At 60.9% G+C, this 24,737-nt stretch carries 19 protein-coding genes; 1 reads left to right on the top strand and 18 read right to left on the bottom strand.

Annotation, left to right across the window (positions count from 1 at the left end):
- Positions 1-97: 97 nt before the first annotated feature.
- The 17 genes from AAG813_RS03620 to AAG813_RS03540 all read right to left on the bottom strand — a co-directional run bounded on the left by AAG813_RS03620 (position 98) and on the right by AAG813_RS03540 (position 21,688).
- Positions 98-826, bottom strand: coding sequence for a VacJ family lipoprotein (locus tag AAG813_RS03620; protein WP_341911922.1), 729 nt, complete (start codon positions 824-826; stop codon positions 98-100).
- 14 nt (positions 827-840) lie between these two features.
- Positions 841-1,347: an outer membrane lipid asymmetry maintenance protein MlaD gene (mlaD, locus tag AAG813_RS03615; protein WP_341911920.1), complete on the bottom strand. Its 507-nt coding sequence runs from the start codon at positions 1,345-1,347 to the stop codon at positions 841-843.
- Between the two features lie 10 nt (positions 1,348-1,357).
- The gene (gene mlaE, locus AAG813_RS03610; RefSeq protein ID WP_341911918.1) at positions 1,358-2,137 is read right to left on the bottom strand and encodes a lipid asymmetry maintenance ABC transporter permease subunit MlaE; all 780 of its coding nucleotides are present in this window, start codon (positions 2,135-2,137) and stop codon (positions 1,358-1,360) included.
- Positions 2,134-2,979, bottom strand: a complete 846-nt coding sequence (locus AAG813_RS03605; protein WP_341911916.1) for an ABC transporter ATP-binding protein — start codon at positions 2,977-2,979, stop codon at positions 2,134-2,136. The genes mlaE and AAG813_RS03605 overlap by 4 nt, the downstream gene beginning before the upstream one ends.
- Before the next feature lie 372 nt (positions 2,980-3,351).
- On the bottom strand, positions 3,352-4,830 hold the full coding sequence (locus AAG813_RS03600; RefSeq protein WP_341911914.1) for a glutamate synthase subunit beta: 1,479 nt from the start codon (positions 4,828-4,830) through the stop codon (positions 3,352-3,354).
- A gap of 24 nt (positions 4,831-4,854) precedes the next feature.
- The gene (locus AAG813_RS03595; RefSeq protein WP_341911913.1) at positions 4,855-9,651 is read right to left on the bottom strand and encodes a glutamate synthase-related protein; all 4,797 of its coding nucleotides are present in this window, start codon (positions 9,649-9,651) and stop codon (positions 4,855-4,857) included.
- A 237-nt stretch (positions 9,652-9,888) separates the two neighbouring features.
- Positions 9,889-10,587 carry a transposase gene (locus AAG813_RS03590; RefSeq protein ID WP_341911911.1) on the bottom strand — a complete coding sequence of 233 codons (699 nt, stop codon included), beginning with the start codon at positions 10,585-10,587 and terminating at the stop codon, positions 9,889-9,891.
- Positions 10,588-10,667: 80 nt separating this feature from the next.
- Positions 10,668-11,819 carry an ABC transporter substrate-binding protein gene (locus AAG813_RS03585; protein ID WP_341911909.1) on the bottom strand — a complete coding sequence of 384 codons (1,152 nt, stop codon included), beginning with the start codon at positions 11,817-11,819 and terminating at the stop codon, positions 10,668-10,670.
- A 248-nt stretch (positions 11,820-12,067) separates the two neighbouring features.
- Positions 12,068-13,285 (bottom strand): MFS transporter, encoded by a 1,218-nt coding sequence (locus tag AAG813_RS03580; protein WP_341911907.1) that lies wholly within the window; start codon positions 13,283-13,285, stop codon positions 12,068-12,070.
- On the bottom strand, positions 13,282-14,496 hold the full coding sequence (locus AAG813_RS03575) for a deoxyguanosinetriphosphate triphosphohydrolase (protein WP_341911905.1): 1,215 nt from the start codon (positions 14,494-14,496) through the stop codon (positions 13,282-13,284). Before AAG813_RS03575 ends, AAG813_RS03580 begins: the two co-directional genes overlap by 4 nt.
- An 84-nt stretch (positions 14,497-14,580) precedes the next feature.
- Positions 14,581-15,696: a 3-dehydroquinate synthase gene (aroB, locus tag AAG813_RS03570; RefSeq protein ID WP_341911903.1), complete on the bottom strand. Its 1,116-nt coding sequence runs from the start codon at positions 15,694-15,696 to the stop codon at positions 14,581-14,583.
- A gap of 102 nt (positions 15,697-15,798) precedes the next feature.
- A complete protein-coding gene (locus AAG813_RS03565) occupies positions 15,799-16,341 on the bottom strand; it encodes a shikimate kinase (RefSeq protein ID WP_341911901.1) in 543 nt (180 codons plus the stop codon).
- A 178-nt stretch (positions 16,342-16,519) separates the two neighbouring features.
- Entirely contained in the window at positions 16,520-18,697 is a 2,178-nt protein-coding gene (locus AAG813_RS03560; RefSeq protein WP_341911899.1) for a type IV pilus secretin PilQ, read from the bottom strand.
- Positions 18,694-19,254, bottom strand: a complete 561-nt coding sequence (locus AAG813_RS03555) for a pilus assembly protein PilP (protein ID WP_341911897.1) — start codon at positions 19,252-19,254, stop codon at positions 18,694-18,696. The genes AAG813_RS03560 and AAG813_RS03555 overlap by 4 nt, the downstream gene beginning before the upstream one ends.
- Positions 19,251-19,925: a type 4a pilus biogenesis protein PilO gene (locus tag AAG813_RS03550; RefSeq protein WP_341911895.1), complete on the bottom strand. Its 675-nt coding sequence runs from the start codon at positions 19,923-19,925 to the stop codon at positions 19,251-19,253. The genes AAG813_RS03555 and AAG813_RS03550 overlap by 4 nt, the downstream gene beginning before the upstream one ends.
- Positions 19,926-19,952: 27 nt before the next feature.
- Positions 19,953-20,612 (bottom strand): PilN domain-containing protein, encoded by a 660-nt coding sequence (locus tag AAG813_RS03545; protein ID WP_341911893.1) that lies wholly within the window; start codon positions 20,610-20,612, stop codon positions 19,953-19,955.
- Positions 20,609-21,688 carry a pilus assembly protein PilM gene (locus AAG813_RS03540; protein ID WP_341911891.1) on the bottom strand — a complete coding sequence of 360 codons (1,080 nt, stop codon included), beginning with the start codon at positions 21,686-21,688 and terminating at the stop codon, positions 20,609-20,611. Before AAG813_RS03540 ends, AAG813_RS03545 begins: the two co-directional genes overlap by 4 nt.
- A 267-nt stretch (positions 21,689-21,955) precedes the next feature.
- Between AAG813_RS03540 and AAG813_RS03535 the strand changes: the two genes are divergently transcribed.
- A complete protein-coding gene (locus AAG813_RS03535) occupies positions 21,956-24,382 on the top strand; it encodes a penicillin-binding protein 1A (RefSeq protein WP_341911890.1) in 2,427 nt (808 codons plus the stop codon).
- Here the strand turns inward: AAG813_RS03535 and cyaY are convergent.
- A complete protein-coding gene (cyaY, locus tag AAG813_RS03530; RefSeq protein WP_341911888.1) occupies positions 24,372-24,734 on the bottom strand; it encodes an iron donor protein CyaY in 363 nt (120 codons plus the stop codon). The genes AAG813_RS03535 and cyaY overlap by 11 nt on opposite strands.
- Positions 24,735-24,737 lie beyond the last annotated feature (3 nt).

Genomic DNA, 24,737 nt, shown 5'->3' with positions numbered 1-24,737 from the left:
TTGGCACAACTGGCAGACAAGTGCTTGATTTGACAGCGTTTTTCAGGCTTTCGTTCACACGATTCAGTGAAGTTATGGCACTGGGTGTAAGTGTTCTTTACCTGGCGGGTGCCGGCGAAGGCGCTTCGGGCAGGTCATAACGCTCCTCGGTGTCGCCGTTGGTCTCTATCACCACGCCGCGGCGCTGCAGGTAGGCGTCGCGCGTGAAACTGTATTTGTCCAGGGCGGCCTGATCCAGCACCTCGCCGGCGCGCAACAGACTGGAGCGAAGATCCACCGCGCGCAGGACATACAGCGAATTACGGACAGGCACCTTGTCGATTTGCATCACCAGGTCGCCTTGGGCGTCGACCACACGGGCAGCCGCATCACGCACTGTGGAGGGGCCCAGCACCGGCAGCACCAGGTAAGGGCCGGTTGCCATGCCCCAATGGCCCAGCGTCTTGCCAAAATCCTCGCTGTGACGCTCTATGCCCATGGGGGTGGCCCAATCGAGCACGCCACCCAGGCCAATCAGCGTGTTGACGCTGACACGCATGAAGCTGTCGACGGCGGCTTGCGGCTTGGCCTGGAGCACGTTGTTGACGAACGACCAGACGTCCGACAGGTTGCCGAAAAAATTGTTGACACCGGTACGCACTGGCGGGGGCACCGTATTCTGGTAAGCCTGCGCCACCGGTTTGACGATGGCTTCGTCGAGGCCGTCGTTGAAACGGGTCACGCTGCGGTTGAACGGTTCGAACGGGTCGCGCGGGTTGAGGCCGATGGCGCAGCCCTGCAACAGCGCCAGCGCCAGCAGCCCAGTCCAGAGGCCGGCTTTGTTCATTGTGATTCGTGGTTTCATTTTTTTTCGTTGCTCCCTGTGGGCGGTGCAGTCACCGAGCCAGAACTGCTGTCCGCCGCCTTGCTGTACAAAAACTGGCTAATGAGATTTTCCAGCACAACTGCTGATTGCGTACTGGAAATGGTGTCGCCAGCCACCAGATTCTGCTCGCTGGAGCCGGCCTCGATGCCGATGTACTGCTCACCCAGCAAACCGCTGGTCAGAATTTTCAGCGAACTGTCCTTGGGGAAGGCGTAACGGCTTTCCATGGCCAGCGTCACGCTGGCCTGGAAGGCCTTGTCGTCGAACACCAGCGACTCGACACGGCCGACCACGACACCGCCGCTGCGCACCGCGCCCTTGGGCTTGAGGCCACCGACGTTGTCAAACTTGGCCGTGATCCGGTAGGTGGACTGGAAACTCAGGTTCAGCAAATTGGCGGCCTGCAGCGCCAGAAACAGGATGGCCGCAGCGCCAATCATGACAAAAATACCCACCCACACATCAATTTTTGAGCGTTGCACAACACCCTCCTCAGGTAAACATCATCGCGGTCAGGATGAAATCCAGACCCAGGACAGTCAGGGAAGCCACCACCACCGTGCGCGTCGTGGCGCTGGCCACGCCTTCCGGTGTGGGTTGCGCCTCGAACCCCTGCAACAGGGCAATAAACGTGACGGCAAAGCCGAAAACAACACTCTTGATCACGCCGTTGCCCACATCTTTCCAGACATCGACCCCCCCTTGAATCTGGCTCCAGAAAGACCCTGCATCGACGCCAATCATGACAACGCCCACGGCCCAACCGCCAATCACGCCCATCGCGCTGAACACGGCAGCCAGCAGGGGCATGACAATCACGCCCGCCCAGAAGCGGGGCGCCAGGATGCGTTGCACCGGATCGACGGCCATCATCTCCATGACGCTGATCTGCTCGCCCGCCTTCATGAGGCCGATTTCAGCGGTCAGCGAGGTGCCGGCCCGCCCCGCGAACAGCAAGGCCGTCACCACCGGCCCGAGTTCGCGCACCAAGGTCAGGGTCACCAGCAGGCCCAGCGCATCCGACGAGCCAAAACGCTGCAGCGTGTAATAACCTTGCAGTCCGAACACAAAACCCACAAACAGGCCGGACACCGCAATGATGACCAGCGAATAGTTGCCCAGGAAATGGATCTGGTCGCGCACCAGGCCAAAACGCCGGAACGTGGAAGGCAGGGACACCAGGAGCCGCCAGAACAGGCGCGCGCCCAGCCCCAGATCAGCCAGTTTGGTGCGGGTGGCAAAGCCGACATCCGAGGGCTTGTACCAGCTCATGGTGTTACTCCCGGCTGCCGGGCGCCGGACTTGGGGCTGGCGCCAAAGTCCTCTTCAACCGAGAGGCCGGGATAGTGGAACTGAACCGGGCCGTCCGGCAGGGCATGGACATACTGATAAACCAGCGGATCGGTGCTTTGCCGGACCTGCTCGGGCGTCCCCTCGGTTGCAATTTTCCCGTTGGCCAGGATGATCACATGGTCGGCCACGGCAAACGTCTGCTCGAGCTCGTGCGAGACAAAAATGCTGGTCAGCCCCATGGCGTCGTTCAGGTGCCGGATCAGCCGCGCCGCCGTTCCCAGCGAGATCGGGTCCAGGCCGGAAAAAGGTTCGTCATACATCACAAGCTCCGGGTCCAGCGCGATGGCGCGGGCCAGCGCGATACGCCGCGCCATGCCGCCGGACACCTCGCTGGGCATGAGATCGCGCGCACCGCGCAGGCCCACCGCGTTGAGCTTCATGAGCACAATGTCGCGAATCAGGGCTTCGGGCAGGTCGGTGTGTTCGTGCAGCGGAAATGCCACATTTTCATAAACGCTCAAGTCGGCAAACAGGGCACCGAACTGGAACAGCATGCCCATGCGGCGCCGCGCCGCATAGATCTGCTCCTGATCCATCCGGGTGACATCCTGGTCATCGAACAGCAATTCGCCGGATTGCGCACGGATCTGGCCGCCAATGAGACGCAAAATGGTCGTTTTACCGCCGCCGGACGCCCCCATCAGCGCCGTCACCTTGCCCCGGGGTACCGACAGGGAAATGTCGTCCAGAATGACTCGCTCACCGTAACCAAAGGTAAGGTGACGCAGTTCAACAAGGGAGGGATTGGAAGAGGAGGCCATAAAAAGACAAAAGCCGGTTATCCGGCTTGAGGATCATAAGGGATTACTCTGACCCACGTGGGCGGTCGGAATGGTTCATTTTTCACAGGAATAGCCTGCAAAGCCGCTCGGTTCAGGCCTACCGCCCGACTTTCCTTCCCCGCGCCACCGATAGCGAAGGAAAGCCTGCCGTTACGCGCGACAGGTCGCGGCAAGGCTCAAGGTCGTTACATTTTCCTGCCGTCACACCGGTTTCTCGGCAGTGGGTTGGGCGCAGTCTCCACCCAATCGGAGACCGCCGGTAAAAAGCTCAGCGCGCACCCCGCGGCGCTGCCAGCACACCCCGGACTTGCTGTCGCCCACCCTCGGCCACTCGCGAGGGGGCTGCCGCTTTCAGCGCGGCAAGTCGCTGAAGCCCATCAGGAACTCGTCGACCGAACGGGCCACCTGGCGACCCTCGCGAATCGCCCAGACCACCAGGCTCTGCCCACGACGCATGTCGCCCGCCGCAAATACCTTGGGGACATTGGTGGCATAACCGCCCGTGAAGTCGGTGGTTGCCTTGGCGTTGCCGCGTGCGTCTTTCTCGACCCCAAAGGCCTCCAGCACCGGCGCAACCGGCGCCACAAAACCCATGGCCAGAAGCACAAGATCGGCCTTGAGCAACTGCTCGGACCCGGGTACTTCCTGCATCTTGCCGTCTTTCCACTCCACGCGCACTGTTTTCAGGCCGGTGACCTTGCCCTTCTCGCCGATGAATTCCTTGGTGGAAATGGCGAATTCCCGCTCGCAGCCCTCCTCATGGCTGGAACTGGTACGCAGCTTGATGGGCCAGTAAGGCCAGGTCATGGGACGGTTTTCCTCTACAGGAGGCTGCGGCAGCAGTTCGAACTGCGTGACGCTGGCTGCGCCATGGCGATTGCTGGTGCCGACACAGTCCGAACCGGTGTCACCGCCGCCGATCACGATCACATGTTTGCCGTCGGCGCGCAACTGGTCCTTGACCTTGTCGCCGGCGTTGACCTTGTTTTGCTGCGGCAAAAACTCCATCGCGAAATGGATGCCGGCGAGTTCACGGCCGGGCACGGGCAGGTCACGCGACTGCTCGGCTCCTCCGGACAGCACGATCGCGTCGAAATCCTTTTGCAACTGTTCGGGCGTGATGGTTTCCTTGGCCCAGTTGATGACTTTCGAGTCCTTCCCCAACGCGTCCTTCGCACGCCCGATCATGACGCCGGCACGAAAGGTCACCCCTTCGGCCTGCATCTGCTCGACACGGCGGTCGATATGGATTTTTTCCATCTTGAAGTCGGGAATGCCGTAACGCAGCAGGCCGCCAATGCGGTCATTCTTCTCGAACACCGTCACATCGTGGCCGGCCCGCGCCAGTTGTTGCGCCGCAGCCATGCCCGCCGGACCCGATCCCACCACAGCCACCTTTTTCCCGGTCCTGTGCGCGGGCGACTGCGGCTGGACCCAGCCTTCGGCCCAGGCGCGGTCGATGATGGCGTGTTCGATGGACTTGATGCCCACCGCGTCGTCGTTCACGTTGAGCGTGCAGGCGGCCTCGCAGGGTGCGGGGCAAATCCGGCCGGTGAACTCGGGAAAGTTGTTGGTGCTGTGCAGGGTGTCAATGGCACTTTTCCAGTTGCCCCGAAACACCATGTCGTTGAAATCCGGAATGATGTTGTTGACGGGGCAGCCGCTGTTGCAGAACGGCGTGCCGCAGTCCATGCAACGCGCCGCCTGCTTGTTGGCCTGCGCATCGTCGAGCCCGATCACAAACTCCTTGTAGTTTTTCAGCCGCTCGGGCACAGGCTTGTAGCCTTCCTCGATGCGCTCGTATTCCATGAAACCGGTGACTTTTCCCATGAGGCTACTCCAGATACTTCTTGTTTAGGCTGCGGCTTTGGCGGCTTTTTCGCCGGCCGGTTTGGACGCCGCTTTTGCGGGTGCGGCGGCAGCGAGCTTCCTGGCCGCCATTTCGCCGAGTGCCCGCTTGTATTCCAGCGGGAACACCTTGACGAACTTGCCGCGCGCTTCTGCCCAGTTGTCCAGCAACTCGCGGGCACGCTTGCTGCCGGTCCAGCGGTTGTGGTCTTCAAGCAGTTTCTTCAGTTGCGCTTCATCGGTCTTGCCGCCGTGCCACAAGCCGTGGTCGGTCCCGGCCTCCTGCTGGGCAACAGGCTGGACTTTTTCCAGCGACACCATGGCCGTGTTGCAGCGTTTGGCAAACTGGCCGTCCTCGTCGTACACGTAAGCCACGCCACCGCTCATGCCGGCCGCGAAGTTGCGCCCGGTTTTTCCAAGCACCGCGACGGTGCCGCCGGTCATGTATTCACATCCGTGGTCGCCCGTGCCCTCAACGACCGCCGTGGCACCCGACAGGCGCACTGCAAAACGTTCGCCGGCCACACCACTGAAAAAAGCCTCGCCGGTGGTCGCACCGTAAAGCACGGTGTTGCCGACGATGGTGTTCTTGACCGCGTCGCCACGGAAATCGATGCTGGGCCGCACCACGATGCGGCCACCCGACAGGCCCTTGCCGGTGTAGTCGTTGGCATCGCCGATCAGGTACATGGTGATGCCCTTGGCCAGGAAAGCGCCGAAAGACTGGCCGCCCGTGCCTTCGAGCTGGATGCGCAAGGTGTCGTCCGGCAGGCCCTCCGGATGGCGCCGCGTCAGCTCCCCGGACAACATGGCGCCGACAGTGCGGTTGACGTTGCGTGCCACCTCGATGAACTGGACTTTTTCACCCTTTTCGAGGGCTGCTTTCGATTTCTCGATCAGGCGCACGTCCAGCGCCTTTTCCAGCGCGTGATCCTGCTCCATGACGTGTTTGCGCGGCACATCGGCCGGCACGTTGGGCTGGTAGAAAAGACGCGAGAAGTCCAGGCCGTCTGCCTTCCAGTGCTCAATGCCCTTCTGGGTATCGAGCAGGTCGGCACGACCAATCAGTTCGTCGAACTTGCGCACGCCGAGCTGCGCCATCAATTGGCGGGCCTCTTCGGCCACGAAGAAGAAGTAATTCACGACGTGTTCGGGCTTGCCGCTGAATTTCTGGCGCAACACCGGGTCCTGCGTGGCGACGCCGACCGGGCAGGTGTTGAGATGGCATTTGCGCATCATGATGCAGCCCTCGACCACCAGCGGCGCCGTGGCAAAGCCGAATTCGTCGGCACCGAGCAAGGCGCCGATCACGACGTCACGGCCGGTTTTCATCTGGCCGTCGGCCTGCACACGGATGCGACCACGCAGGCGGTTGAGCACCAGCGTCTGCTGGGTTTCCGCCAGGCCGATTTCCCAAGGTGATCCGGCATGCTTGATGGACGACCAGGGCGAGGCGCCGGTGCCACCGTCGTGGCCGGCAATCACCACGTGGTCGGACTTGGCTTTGGCCACGCCGGCAGCAATCGTGCCGACCCCGACTTCACTGACCAGCTTGACGCTGATGCTGGCGCGCGGGTTGACGTTTTTCAGGTCGTGAATCAGCTGCGCCAGATCCTCAATCGAATAGATGTCGTGGTGCGGCGGCGGCGAGATCAGGCCCACACCCGGCACGGAGTAACGCAGCTGGCCGATGTACTCGCTGACCTTGCCGCCCGGCAGCTGGCCACCCTCACCCGGCTTGGCACCCTGCGCCATCTTGATCTGGATCTGGTCGGCCGACACCAAGTATTCAGCCGTGACGCCGAAACGTCCCGAAGCGACCTGCTTGATGCGCGAACGCAGCGAATCCCCGTCCTGCAAGGGCAAGTCCACTTCGACCACGCTTTCGCCAATCACACTCTTGAGCGTCTCGCCCTTTTTGATCGGGATGCCCTTGAGCTCCTGACGGTAGCGGTTCGGATCTTCGCCGCCCTCCCCGGTGTTGCTCTTGCCGCCAATGCGGTTCATCGCCACGGCCAGCGTGGCATGCGCCTCGGTGCTGATGGAACCCAGCGACATCGCGCCGGTGGCGAAACGCTTGACGATTTCCTTGGCCGGCTCGACCTCATCAATCGGGATGGCTTTCGACGGATCGATCCTGAACTCGAACAGGCCGCGCAAGGTCATGTGGCGGCGGTTCTGGTCGTTGATCAGCTGGGCATATTCCTTGTAGGTGTTCCAGTTGTTGGAACGTGTGGAATGCTGCAGCTTGGCTATCGCATCCGGTGTCCACATGTGGTCTTCACCACGCACGCGCCAGGCGTACTCGCCGCCGGCGTCCAGCATGTTGGCCAGCACCGGGGCGTTGCCGAAGGCGGCCTTGTGCATGCGCAGCGCTTCTTCGGCGATTTCAAACACGCCCATGCCTTCGACCTGGCTGGCGGTACCGGTGAAAAACTTGTCGATGGTCACACGGTTCAGGCCGATCGCCTCGAACAGCTGGGCACCGCAATAACTCATGTAGGTGGACACGCCCATCTTCGACATGATCTTGGACAGTCCCTTGCCAACCGCCTTGGTGTAGTTGTAGATCGCCTTGTCGGCACTCAGGTCCCCGGGCAAATCCCTGGCGAGTTCGACCAGCGTTTCCATGGCCAGATACGGGTGCACGGCTTCCGCACCATAACCGGCGAGCACCGCAAAATGATGAACTTCCCGGGCCGAGCCGGTTTCCACCACCAGACCTGCCGTCGTGCGCAAGCCTTCCTTGACCAAGTGCTGGTGAATCGCCGACAGAGCCAGCAAGGCCGGAATGGCGACTTGGGTCGGGCTGATGCCACGGTCGCTGACGATCAGGATGTTCTTGCCGCTTTTGATCGCATCGACCGCCTCGGCACACAGCGACGCGAGCTTGGCTTCCACCCCTTCGTGGCCCCAGGCCAGCGGGTAGGTGATGTCCAGCGTATAGCTCCTGAATTTGCCCTGGGTGTGGGTTTCGATGTCGCGCAGCTTGCGCATGTCGGCGACATTGAGCACCGGCTGGCCAACCTCCAGCCGCATTGGCGGGTTGACCTGGTTGATATCGAGCAAATTGGGCTTCGGTCCCACAAAGGACACCAGCGACATCACGATGGCCTCGCGGATCGGGTCGATGGGCGGGTTGGTGACCTGCGCGAACAACTGCTTGAAATAGTTGTAGAGCGGCTTGTTCTTGTTGGACAACACGGCCAGCGGGCTATCGTTGCCCATGGAACCGGTGCCTTCCTCGCCATTGACGGCCATGGGCGACATCAGGAACTTGATGTCTTCCTGGGTGTAGCCGAAGGCCTGCTGGCGGTCCAGCAGGGAGTGGGACTCGGTCAGGCCGGAGCTCGACGCCGAGGTTGCGCTCGCCTCGTCGGCGCCCATCTTCAGTCCATCCGTTGGCGCAGGCACTGTCGTCGCCTGCACATCGTCGAGCCGGATGCGCAGGTTTTCAATCCATTGTTTGTAGGGCTTGCTGTGCGCCAGCGTGGCCTTGATCTCTTCATCGTCGATCATGCGGCCTTGTTCCAGGTCGATCAGGAACATCTTGCCGGGCTGCAGACGCCATTTGCGCACGATCTTGTTTTCCGGAATCGGGAGCACGCCCGATTCGGATGCCATGATGACCAGGTCGTCGTCGGTCACGCAGTAACGCGAAGGGCGCAGACCGTTGCGGTCCAGCGTCGCGCCGATCTGGCGACCATCGGTGAACACGATGGACGCCGGACCATCCCAGGGCTCCAGCATGGCAGCGTGGTACTCATAAAAGGCCTTGCGGCGCTCGTCCATCGTGGTGTGCTGCTCCCAGGGCTCGGGAATCATCATCATCACGGCCTGGCTGATCGGGTAACCCGCCATCGTCAGCAGTTCCAGGCAGTTGTCGAAGGTGGCGGTGTCGGACTGGTCGGAGAAGCTGATCGGGTAGAGCTTTTGCAAGTCGGCACCCAGCACCGGCGAGGACATCACGCCTTCGCGTGCTTTCATCCAGTTGTAGTTGCCCTTGACGGTGTTGATCTCGCCATTGTGGGCGACATATCGGTAAGGGTGGGCCAGCGGCCACTCGGGAAAGGTGTTGGTCGAAAAACGCTGGTGCACCAGGCCCAGCGCTGACACGCAACGCGGGTCGGTCAGGTCCAGGTAATAGGTACCGACCTGGTCGGCAAGCAGCAGGCCCTTGTAGACCACGGTGCGGCTGGACATGCTGGGAACGTAATATTCCTTGCTGTGCGTCAGCTTCAGGCGCTGGATCGCGGCGCTCGCGGTCTTGCGGATCACGTAAAGCTTGCGCTCCAGCGCGTCCTGCACGATCACATCATTGCCGCGGCCAATGAAAATCTGGCGCAGGATGGGTTCTTTCTCGCGCACCGTCGGCGACATCGGCATGTCGCGGTTGACGGGCACATCACGCCAGCCCAGCAACACCTGGCCCTCCATGCGCACGGCACGCTCGAGCGCCTGTTCACAGGCCAGCCGCGAGGCATGTTCTTTGGGCAGGAACACCATGCCCACGCCATACTCGCCTGGAGGCGGGAGATTGACGCCCTGTCTGGCCATCTCTTCGCGGTAAAGCGCATCGGGCAGCTGGATCAGGATGCCGGCACCGTCACCCATCAGTTTGTCGGCACCCACAGCGCCCCGATGGTCCAGGTTCTCGAGAATCTTCAGGCCCTGCTGAACGATGGCATGGCTTTTGTGGCCCTTGATATGCGCCACAAAGCCGACGCCGCAGGCGTCGTGCTCGTTGGCCGGGCTGTAAAGACCGTTTTGTTCAAAATGCTTGATTTCAGCAGCCGTGGTCATGGCTTACTCCTGGGTCGGTAGGTAGAACAGCGCTGGTGCACGTTGCACACCGGCCTGTCCTGCCAAGTTTCGTAAAGGGTCGCGGGGAAGAAGAGCATAGTGCAGTGCAACAACAATGCCAAGCACAAAAATTGGGGTCAGATTCCAATTAAAATACACACGATACTTTTTATATTTAATTGGGGACAGATCATAGGAGAGGTTGCTATTGGAAGCGGTAGTTATCGCGAGTCCTATTCAAGGGATTTTTGGCTTTCGCGTTGGGCGCCCCACCCGCGCTTTGACGACCCGGCGTTCCGTGCGCTTTTGCAGGTCCCCCAGGAAGTCAGCATCTCCCAAGGCCCAACCGCTCAGGGCCGACTCCGTCAGTGCTGCCTGCTGACTGGCGGACACACCGCTGCTCACCATGTCGGCGTAGGCCGCTTCCCGCGCAAAAGGTGTGTTCCCCAAAGTCCAGAACAGGGGATGCGGCGTGACCAGTTTGTCGCTGCGCAATCCGACGTAGTGGCCGTGGCTGGACCAGGGATAGTCGCGCGCCTCGGCGACCAGCCCGGCCCGCACCGGATTGAGATCGATATAGGCCATGCAGGCCAGCAGATAGGTTTCGGTCTGGATGGGCGTGGAACGGTAGCGCCCCTCCCACAGGGTGCCCGATCGCCCCTGCCTGTCATTGAAATAACGCACATACCGCCTGCCCACGGCCTGCATCATGCGTGGCAGGGAATCGGCAGCCTCCGGTGTGACCAGCAAGTGAACGTGGTTGCTCATCAGCACATAGGCGTGCACGGCAACGCCTGATTTTCTCGCGTGTTCCTCGATCAGGTCCAGCAAGGTCTGGTAATCAGCGGGACACGAAAATATGGCCTGCTGGTTGTTGCCGCGCAGGATGACGTGGTGCGGATAGCCGGGAAGGCTCAGACGGGGAAGGCGGGCCATGACAATGTGCGCTGTGATTCAGCGCCATCATAGGGGCACTCGCGTCCCCGGATGCACTTCTCGATCAGACGCGCGTGCGCCTAGCGGACCACTTTGCCGTCCGGGGTGATGGTCACCAGATCCACCAGACGGACCGATTCGTATTTTTTGGCACGCAGATTGACGCGAAAGCCGCCCACGTCATAGTCGGTCATGGATTCAAAGGCTTTCTGGAGCCCGGCGCGATCGGCTTTTCCACCGCCAGCGGCACTGCGCCGAACACCCTCCGCAAAGGTGCGTGCTGCAATGTAACCCTCGACACTCTCGTAACTGGGCGTCTGGTCGGTCACGTTCAGGGCGTCCAGGTACTCCTTGATGATGGGGGTTCCCGCGCTGCGCGGCGAAGGTACAACTTGCGAGATGACCACGCCGCCGATTTCCTTGCCCAGCGCGGTGAACAACGGGTCAATCCCGACTACCGAGAAGTTGAGAAACTGGCCGGCAAAACCCGTCTTGCGCATGGCGCGGATAAAGGCCGCGGAGGTGTTGAACAGACTGACCTGAATGATGGCCTGGGGCTGGGCCTTGGCCAGCAAGGCAACTGCAGTTCCGACCTTGTCGCTGTTGACCGGCGCGAAGGCGCTTGCCACAAGAGGGGGGCGTTTCAGATCAGCCAGCGCCTGGTTCACCGCTGCCAGACCTGCACGACCCATGGCATCGTCTTCAGCAAAAACAGCGATGCGGTCCTGACTCAGCGTCGCGCAATGGCGCACCATTTTGTAGGCCTCGTCAGCCAGCGCCGGACGGACATGAAATGCGTTGGTCAGCGCGGCTTCACGCAGTGCGTCCGATGCGGCGAATGGAGCCACAAACAGTGTGTTGGCCGGTTTGGCGACGGCAAAAGCGGCATCGCAACTGGCCGTTCCCACAAAACCAAACAAGGCATCCACACCCTCGTCAATCAACTGCCTGGCGTTGCTGGCAGCCTTGGCCGGGTTGTAGCCATCATCCATCGCCTTGACCTCTATCCTGTAGCCTGCCGCACCGTTTCTGGCATTGATCGCATCAAAATAGAGCTTCGCACCATTGAGGTAGGCCAGTCCGATCTGGTCGGCCGCCCCCGTCAAGGGAACCGATTGCCCGATCACCAGTTTGCGGCCACCCTTGCCGGTCTGTGAATGCGCCAGCGAGGTCAGCGTCGCCACGCCAGCTGCCAGTCCGCCCATCACGAGCGCACGTCGATTGAGTCTCATGCCATGCCTTTTGAAATGTCATGTCCTTAAGCACGATGGATGCCTGAATGCGGTCCAGGCTCTCTTCGTAACAAATTGAACAGGTCCTGCAGGGTAGTCGTTCGGGACGAAAAAAGGCGGTGCGGAAAATGCCAACACGTCATAAGCCTATGCAAGGGCGGGTTACCGGCCATGGGTAAACCCGGCCAGGCCATGGCGCATGGCATGACCACTTCGTGCGGGTGACCCTGGAGCGGGTCGGCACAAAACTAGCGCTCGCGTCCCAGCAAGCCGTGAATCTGCCAGGCCAGCCCCATGCCGGCCAGCGCGCAGGCACCGGTCACCGTCCAGGTCAGCTGCCAGTGTCCCGCCCGACCAGCCACCCACGCCACCAGCGGGGGCCCGCAGAACTGGCCAAAGGCCGACCATTGCTGCATCCAGCCCACCGTGGTGGGCACGGTGGCCGTGCTCGGGGCCAGACGAACCGCGAGGCTGAACAGTGTCCCCGGGATCAGCCCCCCCAGCATCGAGAAAGCCAGCACCGCCAGATACTGAAACCACGGACTGGCATCCACCCCGAAGGCCAGCAAGGCGCCCCCGCCCATGGCGGCGAAACCTGCAACAAGCAAGGCCAGCGGAGGTACACGCCGGTGCAGCAAGCGGCCAGCCGCGAGGTTGCCGATGATGTTGACCGCCGCCGCCAGTGCGGTGAGCCAGGCGGTGGCGCCGGGCGCCAGCCCGGCCTGCGCGTAAATTGAAGGCAAAAAGCCGACAACAGCCAGCCACTGACCCGAATACATGGAAAAGCACAGCGCCACCAGCCAGACGCCGCGTGAGCGCAGCGTTAGCTGCAGGAGACCCAAGCCGCCGGGAAAAAACGACGTCGCAGGGGATGGGGTTCGCGATGGTTCCACCCCCAGAGACTGGTCCGCCGGGACACTGCGATACAACAGGACGGCGAGCAGAACGGATAAAGCAGACAGGAGCCACCACCAGATTCGCCATCCCCAGGCGAGATCGGCCTGCGCCATCACCCACGGCCCCAGGAGCATGGCCAGTGCTGCGCCCAGCGGCATGTAGGCCCCCCAAGCGCCCAGCGTGCGACTCAAACGCCCGGCAGGCACCAGCGCGCGCAGCAGCCCGGGCGCAGGCAAAACCACACACAGAAACCCCAGCCCCTCAAAGACGCGGCTTGCCAGCAGCCCGGCCGTCCCCTGCGCTGCGCCGCCCAAGGCGCTGGCCAGGCTGAGCACCAGCAAACCGGCGAGCATGCTGCGCCGCGGACCGTGGCGCTGAATCAGCAAACCGGCAGGCAACCCCAGTGTCATCCCGGCGAGCTGGAACAGCGCCAGCAGAAAACCCGCCTGCACCAGGGACACACCCAGCACCTGTTGCAGCGCCGGTAGCGCTGGGGGCAGCTTGCCTACATGCAGCGCCGCCACCACGCCGGCGGCGATCACCAGGCTGGCAGGGTGAACGGCCTTCACACAGGAAACACCACGCGGCCGTTCAGGCGCTCGTGTTCCTTCGCGGCAAAACGGTCTGTCATGCCGGCAATGTAGTCGGCCACCACGCGCTCGGGCCTGGCCTGGTGTCGTGCACTGCCGGCCGGCCGGCTGTCAAGTTGATCGAAGCGATCGCTGTGCGCCTGCGGCATCTGCGCCGGGTCGGCCATGTAAGCGGCAAACAGGTCACGCACCACCTGCTGGGCAGTCTGGGTGGTCTCCACCACCTGCGGATGGCGGTATAAATTTTGTAGCAGAAACCGCTTGAGGGTCGCGGACTTCACGGCCATTTCATCACTGAAGCAGACCAGCGGCGGAAGTTGACGCACAGCCTGCACATCGACCGGCATCGCAGCGCGCAAGGCGGCGCCGGTGGCGTCCATCACGTCGTAAACCTGGGCACTGAGCATGCGGCGTATGGTTTCAAACAACAACCGCCGTCCCTGTAAACCAGGGTGACTGGCGAGCGTTTCCCGGTGGTAAGCCTCAAACAACTCGACCTCCTGGAGCTGCTCCAGGCTGAGCAGGCCGGAGCGCACACCATCGTCGATGTCATGGGCGTTGTAGGCAATCTCATCGGCGAGATTGGCAAGCTGGGCTTCGAGGCCGGGCTGCTGCGTGTGCAGGCCGTCGCCAGAAGGCTCCAGGAAACGCTGCGCCACGCCACCGGGCTCGCGCCCTTCCATGCGCCGGGCGTTGCGGCGGGAGCAATGCTTGAGAATGCCTTCCCGGGTTTCAAAGGACAGGTTCAGGCCGTCGTAGTCCGGGTAGCGTTCCTCCAGCGTGTCCACCACACGCAGGCTTTGCAGGTTGTGCTCGAAACCGGCACTGTCCGGGTTGTAGCTTTTCAGACAGCTGTTGAGCGCATCCTGACCGACGTGGCCAAACGGCGTGTGGCCGAGATCGTGGGCCAGCGCGATGGCTTCGACAAGGTCTTCGTTCAACTGCAGCGTGCGGGCGATGGAACGGCCAAGCTGCGCGACTTCGAGCGAATGAGTCAGGCGGGTGCGAAACAAATCGCCCTCATGGTTCAAGAAGACCTGGGTCTTGTAAACCAGGCGGCGAAATGCGGTGGAATGCACAATGCGGTCGCGGTCACGCTGAAAGGCCGAGCGGGTCGGCGCAGCGGGCTCGGGGTAGCGACGGCCGCGCGAGCGGGCCGGGTCGCAGGCGTAGGGAGCCAGTGCAGTCATGAATCAAGCATCCAATCGGGCTTCTGCCCTTTTAAAACGTGCGCAGATAGCTATTGTTTTCATAGCAATTGATCGGGAAAGCATTCATTCGCAGCTCACGTCGATCACCTCGCGCACCAGTGCATCCGGCGCACTGCGCACAGTGGCGTGGCCAGGGCCGCTGATCACGACAAACCTGATTTCGCCAGCTTCTGCCTTTTTATCCACGCGCATCAGTTCCAGATAACGCCCCGCGTTGTCGGCGGCAGACAGCTTGGGGCCAACCACCGGCAGGCCGGCGCGCTGGACAAGCGCGTCCAGGCGCTCGACAAACGCCGCGTCGACGAGGCCCAGCCTTTGCGACAGCCGGGCAGCCATCACCATGCCACAACCCACACCTTCGCCATGCAGCCATTGGCCGTAACCCAGCCCCGACTCGATCGCATGCCCGAAGGTGTGCCCGAAATTCAGGATGGCGCGCAACCCGGCTTCACGTTCATCTTGGCCCACCACCGCAGCCTTGATCTCGCAGCTGCGCCGCACGGCGTGTGCCAGCGCCGCCGGTTCACGCGCGAGCAGGGCCCCGATGTTTGTCTCGATCCAGTCCAGAAAAGCCATGTCGGCAATCGGTCCGTACTTGATGATCTCCGCAAGCCCGGCGCTCAACTCGCGCGGGGGCAAGGTCTGTAGCACGTCCAGGTCGCAGATCACCCGCTCCGGCTGGTAAAACGCGCCCACCATGTTTTTGCCCAGCGGGTGATTGATGGCCGTCTTGCCACCGACCGAAGAGTCCACCTGCGCCAGCAAGGTGGTGGGCACCTGCACAAACGGCACACCGCGCATGTAGCAGGCCGCCGCAAATCCCGTCATGTCACCGACCACGCCGCCGCCCAGGGCAAAAAGCACGGTCTTGCGATCGCAGCCGTTGGCCAGCAGAGCGTCGAAAATCAGTTGCAGGGTGGGCCAGTCCTTGTGCGCCTCGCCATCAGGCAGGATCACCTGCAGCACCCTGTTGTAATGCCCCTGCAGTGACTGCTGCAAGGCCTGGGCATACAGCGGCGCCACCGTGTCATTCGACACAATCAGCGCGGTGCTTGCGGTGGGCAGATTCAGGTAGGTGCCGGGGTCACCGAGCAGGCCGGCACCAATGGTGATGGGGTAGCTGCGCTCGCCCAGGTCAATGAAAACCTGTTGCGTCGCCAAGGGAGAATTTGAAGCCATGAGCCAAGTGTAGAGGCTCCGCTGGCCTGTACGGCGTCCGGTGGCCTGCATCACGGCGCTGCGCCCTCTGTCGAGTGGCGCTGTATCTGCAGCAGATGGGTGTCAGGCGCCGGGAGCAGGAAGGACACCCGCCAGTTCCAGCTGCATCACCACCATGTTCACCAGAGCAGCCACCGAAGGCCGCCCGGTTTCCACCACAAACCGAGCGCTTTCGCGGTACAGCGGGTCACGCACCGCATACAGTTCACGCAAGCGCGCCAGCGGGTTAGGCACCTGCAACAGCGGGCGATTCCGGTCGTGCCTCAAACGGCGAAAAACCTCTTCGGGCGCCGAATGCAGGTACACCGCCTGGGTGCGCTGCTTCAAATGCTGGCGATTGGCCGGCCGCAACACCGCCCCACCACCCGTCGATATAACGCAGGGCTCACCCAGCGTCAATTCGTCGATGACGCTTTGTTCAAGGTCACGGAAGGACTCCTCGCCCTCCCGCTCAAAAAACTCGCGGATCGACAAGCCGACGCGTTGCTCGATGAGCTGGTCGGTGTCAATGAATGGTCGGCCGAGACGTCGGGCCAGTTGCCGCCCGATGGTGGACTTCCCCGAGCCGGGAAGACCGATCAGTGCCACATGAGCAGGCCCGCTCATCGGCTTCTCCAGTCAGGATGAATCACGGCGACAAACAATGAAGAAAGAAGGCGTCGTTGAACATATCTGCCGCGGACCGGGTCCATGCAGAATTTTCCTGCAACGTACCCAGGCCATACCGCAAGCCTGCAATAACGAGCCGGGAGGCCATCCCGGTTTCGCTTCGCACAGCCAACGCTCAGCGCAGGGCCGCGCCGTTGGAAATCATTTTGGGCGAGATGAAGACCAGCAATTCGGACTTGTTGGCGGTACGTGTCCTGGTTTTAAACAGGTTGCCCACTCCGGGCAGATCACCCAGCAACGGAACTTTGGTTTCGTCCTCACGCTCGTTCTGCTCGAAAATGCCGCCAATCACCACCGTGCCACCATTTTCAACCAGTACCTGGGTCTGGATGTGTTTGGTATCGATCGCAAAACCGTTGGCCGTCGACCGCCCCACGCTGTCCTTGTTCACATCAACATTCAGGATGATGTTTCCTTCAGGCGTGATTTGAGGGGTCACTTCCAGCTTCAGGTTGGCCTTGCGGAAGGCGATGGAGGTCGCACCGCTGGAGGTCGCTTGCTGGTAAGGCAGCTCGGTACCTTGCTCGATCAGGGCCTTGACCTGGTCGGCCGTCACGATACGCGGGCTAGACACAATTTTGCCTTTGCCATCGGCTTCCATGGCTGAAATTTCAAGGTTCAGGAGACGGGACAGATTGGAACTGAACAGGGAGACGGCAAAAGTGGCGGCCTGAAAACCATTTTGTCCAACACCCGGCAAATTGACAAAGTCGCCGCCTGTCGTTCCAAAATTCCGCCCGAGTTGGGGAGCTTCGCCTGTCACGTTCCCCGCAGCGTCTATGGACTGCCCAAATTCCGGAGTTATATAAGTGGCACCAAATTGAGAGTTGCGGCTGTTGTTCAAAGTGAAGGGCCGCCCGCCCAGCCTCACACCCAATGACTTTCCGAAAGTATCCGCGGCTTCCACAATACGCGCCTCGATCAGGACCTGCCGCACGGGGATATCGATTTTCGCGATGAAGGCCTGCACCTGCTCAAGCTTGGAGGGAATGTCGGTCACAAACAGCTGGTTCGTTCTGGCCTCGGCAATCGCGCTGCCGCGGTTGGACAGGATGCGAGCACTGGTCGGCCCGGTGCCGCCCGCGGTGATTTGCGCGCCGATATCCGCTGCTTTTGCATAGTTGATCTGGAAAGACTGCGTGCGCACCGACTCCAGGGTCTGGATCGCGTTGCGCGACTCCAGCTCGAGCTTGTCTTTTGCGGCCAGTTCGTCCTTGGGCGCTATCAGCAACACATTGCCCGTTTTCCGCATCCCCAGACCTTTGGCCTGCAAAATGATGTCCAGGGCCTGATCCCATGGCACATCCTTGAGGCGCAGGGTCACGGCACCCGACACACTGTCGGACGTGACGATATTGAAATTGGTGAAGTCGGCGATCACTTGCAGCAGGGACCGTGTCTCGATGTTCTGGAAATTCAGGGACAGTTTTTCACCCGTGTAGCCCGGCCCCTGCGATAGCTTGGAGGCGTCCACTTTTTGCTGACGGACTTCCAGCACAAACTGGTTGTCGCTCTGATAAGCACTGTGTTCCCACGAACCTTTGGGCTCGACGACCATCCGAACCTTGTCGCCCAGCTGGGAGGTGGTCACGCTTTGAACCGGCGTGCCGAAGTCGGACACGTCCAGCCGGCGACGCAAACCTTCGGGCAAAGCGGTTTTCAGGAATTCCACCACCAGGGTCTGCCCCTGCTGCCGGATGTCGACGCCCACCTGGTTGTTGGCAAGATCGACCACAATGCGGCCGGAAGCGTCCGTCCCTCGCCGGAAATCGATGTCTTTCAGCGGCAAGGTGTCGCGGTTGCGATTCTCGGCAAAAACAGGTGCAACGACGGGTGAGGGTGTGGCAACGGCGACAGGGTCCAGCGTGATCAGCAAGGATTTCCCCTGAATCTGCGCCGTGTAGGCCGTCGAAGCCTTCAGGTTGAGAACGACACGCGTTCTTTCGCCCGCTTGGACCACGTTGGCAGACCGGAGATTGCCCAGGTTCAGGTCAAGGGCCGAGCGCCCCATGGAGTTGCTGACGCCAGGAAAATCAAGCGCAATCCGAGCGGGAGACTGAATCGTGAAGCCAGTGGGAACGGCGGTCAGGGCTTCTTTCAGATCGATGCGAATAACTTCCGAGCCTCCCTGGACGGAACCCGACACTGCCTCGATGGCATTGGGCGTCTGGGCCCATGCGTGCGGCGCCAGCGCAAGCGTCACCCAGGCAGCAGCGATGGCCAGGCCACCCGATATCCGCGCCCACGCACCCCGCAGCGGGACTGCCTGCATCGTCCAAACATTCTTGTTCATTTCGACCCCTCTTGAAGCTGTAAAGTCGCTGTCCGCTCTAACCACTCGCCTGCAGCGTCCTGCACAATTTCCCGCAGGGCGACCTCAGTCTCAGAAATTTTGGTGATGCGTCCGTAGTTCTGACCCAGGTAGTTGCCCACCCGCACCTGATAAAGCAGGTTATCCACCCGCACCAGTGCCACTGGCTGACCCTGCTTGATCAGGCTGCCTACCATGGCGACCGCATCGAGTGGCATGGCTTCCAGTGGCTCCTTGCGTCGGCTCAACTCAGGCGCAATCAGGCCGGCGTTGGCAGTCGCCCGATTGGAGTCGCGGTTCAGCGCCTGGGTCAATTTCTGGGGACTAAAGGGCTCGACAGCCCCCTCCTGCGTATACGCTTGAGGTGAAAACCTGGTGGGCTCCGGCAAGGGTTCCACCTTGGGTTTTGTCAGGTTGCGTTGCTCGGTCATCCACTGCTGCAGTTCCTCCTGCTCGGAAGAACTGCAGGCTGTCAGAACCACGCACACCACGGCTGTCGACACCAGCGCAAGCGCCTTTTCAATACCTGTCCGCTTCATTTTTTGGGGCCTTTCGCGGGCGCCGCTTTACGCTGCAAGGCAACTTCTTCGGGATCGAGATAACGGAAGGTCTTGGCGGTGGTGTCCATGCTCATCATCCCGTCCTTGACCGGCACAATTGTCATGTTGTTGAGCGTCACAATGCGCGACAGATTGGCGATATCAGCTGCAAAAGCCCCGATATCGTGATAACGCCCAGACACCTTGATCGCAATGGGCAGTTCCGCGTAATACTCCTTGACGCTGACCTGCCCGGGTCGAAACAGCTCAAACTGCAGACTCCGGCCCAGTCCGGCCTGGTTGATATCCGACAGCAGTGCGTCCATTTCAGCCTTGCTCGGCAGCTGTTTCTCCAACTGGGTCACATACTGCTGAACCTGTTCGCGCTGCTTCTTCAAAGCCTCCAGATTGACCGCTTGCGCCAGCTTTTTCTTGAAATCTTCGCGCAACTGCACTTCTTTGGCCTGTTCGGCCTTAAGTTCATCGTCAGAATCGGCAAGCCATACAAACCAGAGCGCAACCACCACGGCGGCGGTCACAAACACACATAGAAGAAAACGGGGGAACGCCGGCCAGGAAGAGGGGTCGTTCGGGTTGAGGCCGACAAACTGCGCTTTCAGACCGTCCTGAAGCGCAGAAAAATTCACATTGAATTTGGGGTTACGTGCCATAGTCAGTGTTCGTTCTGGACCGGTGGGTCAGCTCTTCGCCGCAATCGGGCTTGGCAGGGCGGGCTTGCCCGCGGCGGCACCGGAAGGCCCCGCCGCTGATGCGGCAGCGGCGGCTTTCTGCACATCCGTGGCCCGCTTGAGCCCCACACGCATCGAAAAATTCGCCACACGCCTCTGGTCGCGTGCACCCAGCGTGATCGTTCTGCCCGTGATTTCAATCAACTCGGGCCGGGTCAGCCAGGGACTGTTGTTGCCCAGATTGCGCAGCAACTCGGAGACCCGCTCATTGGACTGCGCCACACCAGTCAACAGCACCACCTGGTTCTCCTGTTTCATGCTGGTGATGTAAACACCATCAGGCAATTGCCTGACCAGCTCATCGAGCAGGTAGACAGGCAGATTCCGGTTGCCCTGCAGGTCTTCCACCGCCATTTGTCGGGCACGCAAGGCGGCGATTTCCTGCTGCAAGCCTGAAATTTCCTTGATCTGGTTCTCAAGACGGGTAATTTCGGTTTTAAGAAACGTATTCTTGTTTTGCTGCCCCGAAATTTGGGCCTGATACCAGGAATAGACCGCGCCACAGAGCAGACCGCCGGTGAGTGCAGCAATACCCAAGGCGACGAAGAAAGCCTCGCGACGGCGTTTGCGCGCCGCTTCGCGGTGGGGAAGCAGGTTGACCAGAATCACTGGAAGAACCTCCGTAAAGCCAGTCCACAAGCGGTCAGGTAAGACGCTGCTTCACGCTTCACTTTGCTCTCCCTTACATTGTTGCCCAGAACCATGCCCTCAAAGGGATTGGCGACCATGCAGGCAAATGAGGTCTGCTGGGTTACCGCTTCGGTCAATCCCGGCAGTGCCGACGAGCCACCCGCCAGCATCACGTAATCCACCTTGTTGTGGGGCGTGCTGGTAAAAAAGAACTGGAGCGCGCGGCCAATTTCCTGCGCCATGCTGTCGACAAAGGGCTTGAGCACGCTGGCATCGTAGTCATCCGGCAAGTCGCCGCTGCGCTTTTTCCCTTCGGCCTCTTCCGGAGAAAAACCATACTGGCGCACGATCAACTGGGTCAGCTGAGCCCCGCCAAAAGCCTGATCGCGCTCATAAAGCACTTCGTCGTTCTTGATCACCTGCATGCTGGTGGTCAGGGCACCCACTTCGAACAGGGCCACCATGGTGTCCAGTCCCTTGTTCGGCAGGCTTTCGATCAACCGGGCTGTCGCCAGCCGTGAAGCATAGGATTCCACATCCACCACCACCGGTTTGAGACCTGCCGCTTCGGCCAAGCCCTGCCTGTCGTTGACTTTTTCCTTGCGCGATGCAGCGATCAGCACCTCGACGTCACCCGCCGAGCTGGCGCTGGGGCCGATGACACAAAAATCCAGACTGACTTCATCCAGCGAAAAGGGGATGTATTGATTGGCCTCGGCCTCAACCTGGATCTCCAGCTCCTGCTCGCTCATTCCGCCGGGCAGGATGATTTTCTTGGTGATCACGGCCGACGCGGGCAGGGCCATGGCCACATTTTTGGTCCGTGTCCCGCTTTTTTTGACCAACCGGCGCACGGCCTCGGCAACTTCGTCAAATTTCTCGACGTTGCCGTCGGTGATCCAGCCACGCTCCAGCGGCTCGATGGCGCACCGGTCCAGCACCAGATTGCCGGCCTTGTCGCGGCTGAGCTCCACCAGCTTGACGCTGGACGAACTGATGTCCAGACCCAGCAAGGCTGACGATTGACGGTTGATTAAAGACCCCAGAGAGATCAAAACGGTCCCCAGATGACGGCTAATATGTAGCCCTACAAACTTAAGAAATCACTTGAATGCTATCAGTAAGGTCCTTGTACAACAAAGGATTTTCCGGTTTTAGCTTACTATTACCGTTGTCAAAAGTTGACGCTTTCGATAGCTTGGCCGGGTTGGTTCCGGCGCGGCGACAAGGCCACAATTGCAAAATGTGAAATCCCTGACAACCTGCCAAGTCTTCCAGCATCGGGGATTTTTACAATGCTGGCGCGAACTTACGTTAAACCCATGCCGTCAAATTCATCGACATCTGAATCCCGTCCCTCCTCTGTCCACCAGCTGTCCTGGCTGCGCAAGCTGCTCAAGGTCCTGGCATGGGGCTTGGGTCTGGCGCTGGCAGGTTTTGTCTCACTTCTGATCATCATTGCGGTTGCGCTGGCGGTCGCCTACCCGAACCTGCCGGATGTGTCCGATTTGCTGGACTACCGCCCCAAGCTGCCTCTGCGCGTCTATTCAGCAGACGCCGTTCTGATTGGGGAGTTTGGCGAGGAGCGCCGCAACCTGACACCGATAGGCGAGATACCCAAAGTGATGAAAGATGCGGTGCTGGCCATTGAGGATGCACGCTTCTTCTCGCACGGCGGGGTGGATTACATCGGCGTGATCCGGGCCGGCCTCGCCAATGTGGGGCGCGCCAAGAGTCAGGGCGCCTCGACCATCACCATGCAGGTCGCCCGCAACGTCTACCTGTCTACCGAAAAGAGCTACACGCGGAAGATCTACGAGATTCTGCTGACCTTCAAGCTGGAACACCTTCTGAGCAAGGACCAGATTCTGGAGATCTACATGAACCAGATTTTCCTCGGACAACGCGCTTACGGCTTTGCCGCCGCGTCCGAGATTTATTTCGGCAAGCCGCTGAAATCCATCAGCATTGCGGAGGCCGCCATGCTCGCGGGCCTGCCCAAGGCCCCGTCCGCCTACAACCCGGTCAGCAACCCCAGGCGGGCCAAGTCGCGCCAGCTCTACATCATTGAGCGCATGGAAGAAAACGGATTTATCACGCCGCAACAGGCGGTGGCGGCCAAAAACGAGGACATCAAGGTCAAATCCGGCCCTGACACCGGGCGGGTACATGCCGAATTCGTGGCAGAAACTGTGCGCCAGCTGGTGTACAGCCAGTATGGCGACGAAACCTACACGCGTGGCCTCAATGTGTTCACCACCTTGCGGGCGGCCGACCAGACCATGGCTTACAAGGCGCTGCGCAAAGGCATCATGGATTACGAAAGGCGGCAGATCTACCGCGGCCCCGAAAAATTCATTGCCCTGTCCAGCGACCCCCGGGAGAACGAAGACGCGATTGACGATGCACTGGCCGAAAGTCCGGACAATGATGATGTGATGTCGGCGGTGGTGCTGGAAGCCGGCCCGAAAAAAATCGTGGCACTCCGCCAGAACAGCGAAACCATTGAAATCACTGGCGATGGCCTGAAACCGGCCCAGTCAGGCTTGTCCGAAAAAGCGGCTCCCAACATCAGGATCCGTCCCGGCGCCCTGATCCGCGTGACCAAAACGCCCAAAAACACCTGGGAAATCACGCAGCTACCGGAGGTCGAGGGCGCTTTCGTGGCACTTGATCCGCGCAACGGCGCCATCAAGGCACTGGTCGGCGGCTTCGACTATGAAAAAAACAAGTTCAACCATGTGACGCAGGCCTGGCGCCAGCCTGGCTCCAGCTTCAAGCCGTTCATCTATTCAGCCGCCCTCGAAAAAGGCTTCACCCCGGCGACGGTTGTTAACGACGCCCCCCTGTTCTTTGATGCCGGTGTCACCGGCGGCCAGCCCTGGGAGCCCAAAAATTACGACGGCACCTTCGAAGGCCCGATGAGCCTGCGACGGGGTCTGGCCAAGTCAAAAAACATGATTTCCATCCGGATACTGCAGGCCATCGGTCCCAAATATGCCCAGGAATGGGTCACCCGGTTTGGTTTTGACGGCGAGAAGCACCCCGCCTACCTGACGATGGCCCTGGGTGCCGGTTCGGTCACACCGCTGCAAATGGCCTTGGGCTATTCCGTGTTTGCCAATGGCGGCTACCGCGTCAATCCCTACCTGATCACCAAGATCACCGACCAGAAAGGCAAGGTCGTGGTCGACAGCCCGGCGCCGACGCTTGACGAGTCGGTGCGGGGCATCGAAGCGCGCAATGCCTTCATCATGTCCAGCCTCTTGCAGGAGGTGGCCCGCAGCGGCACCGCCGCAAAGGCCCAGGCGACCCTGAAACGGCCCGACCTCTACGGCAAAACCGGCACCACCAACGATTCGATCGACACCTGGTTTGTGGGCTTCCAACCGACCCTCACCGCGGCCGTATGGATGGGCTACGACACACCGAAAAAACTCGGTGATCGGGAAACCGGTGGCGGCCTGAGCCTGCCGGTCTGGATCAACTTCATGGAGTACGCGCTCAAAGGCGTACCTGTGACCGAGTTTTCAGCGCCCGAAGGTGTGGTCAATATCGGGGGTGAATGGTTTTATGACGAATACGCCAAAGGGTCCGGCATCAGCAGCGTGGGTCTCGGAAACCGCCCCGCCGCCGGCGCTGGTGTGGAAGACCCGGTCACCGGCCAACCCGTGCCGCCCGGCGCCGTCATCCAGACCCCGCCACCGAGCGACGAACGCCGCCGGATTCTGGACCTGTTCAAGAACTAGCGGAGCGCGCGCCTGACGGTGACGGTGCGCTGAAAACCAGCGGCTGCCCGGCCTGTGCGCTCGCATAACGCGAGAGTTCCGCAAACAGCGCGCTGCCATCCTTGGTGTCTATCCACTGGCCCTGGCTGAACCGGTAATGAAAACCACCCGCGCGGGCGGCCATCCAGATTTCCTGAAGCGGCTTCTGGAGGTTGATGATGATCTGGCTGCGGTCGGAAAAAGTCAGCGTGATCATGCCCCCGGTCCTCTGGTTGTCGACGTCGGCATCGGTCTCGTCGTTGATGCGGTCACATGCCATCTCAATCGCCTTGAGGGCGGCTTCGGCATGGTCCAGATATTCCAGGTCGGTCATTAC

It is taken from the genome of Polaromonas sp. YR568 (genome assembly GCF_943371715.1).
Taxonomy (GTDB): Bacteria; Pseudomonadota; Gammaproteobacteria; order Burkholderiales; family Burkholderiaceae_C; genus Polaromonas.
Note: the sequence above shows the minus strand (reverse complement) of the source record. Positions and strands in the feature narration are given on the sequence as shown.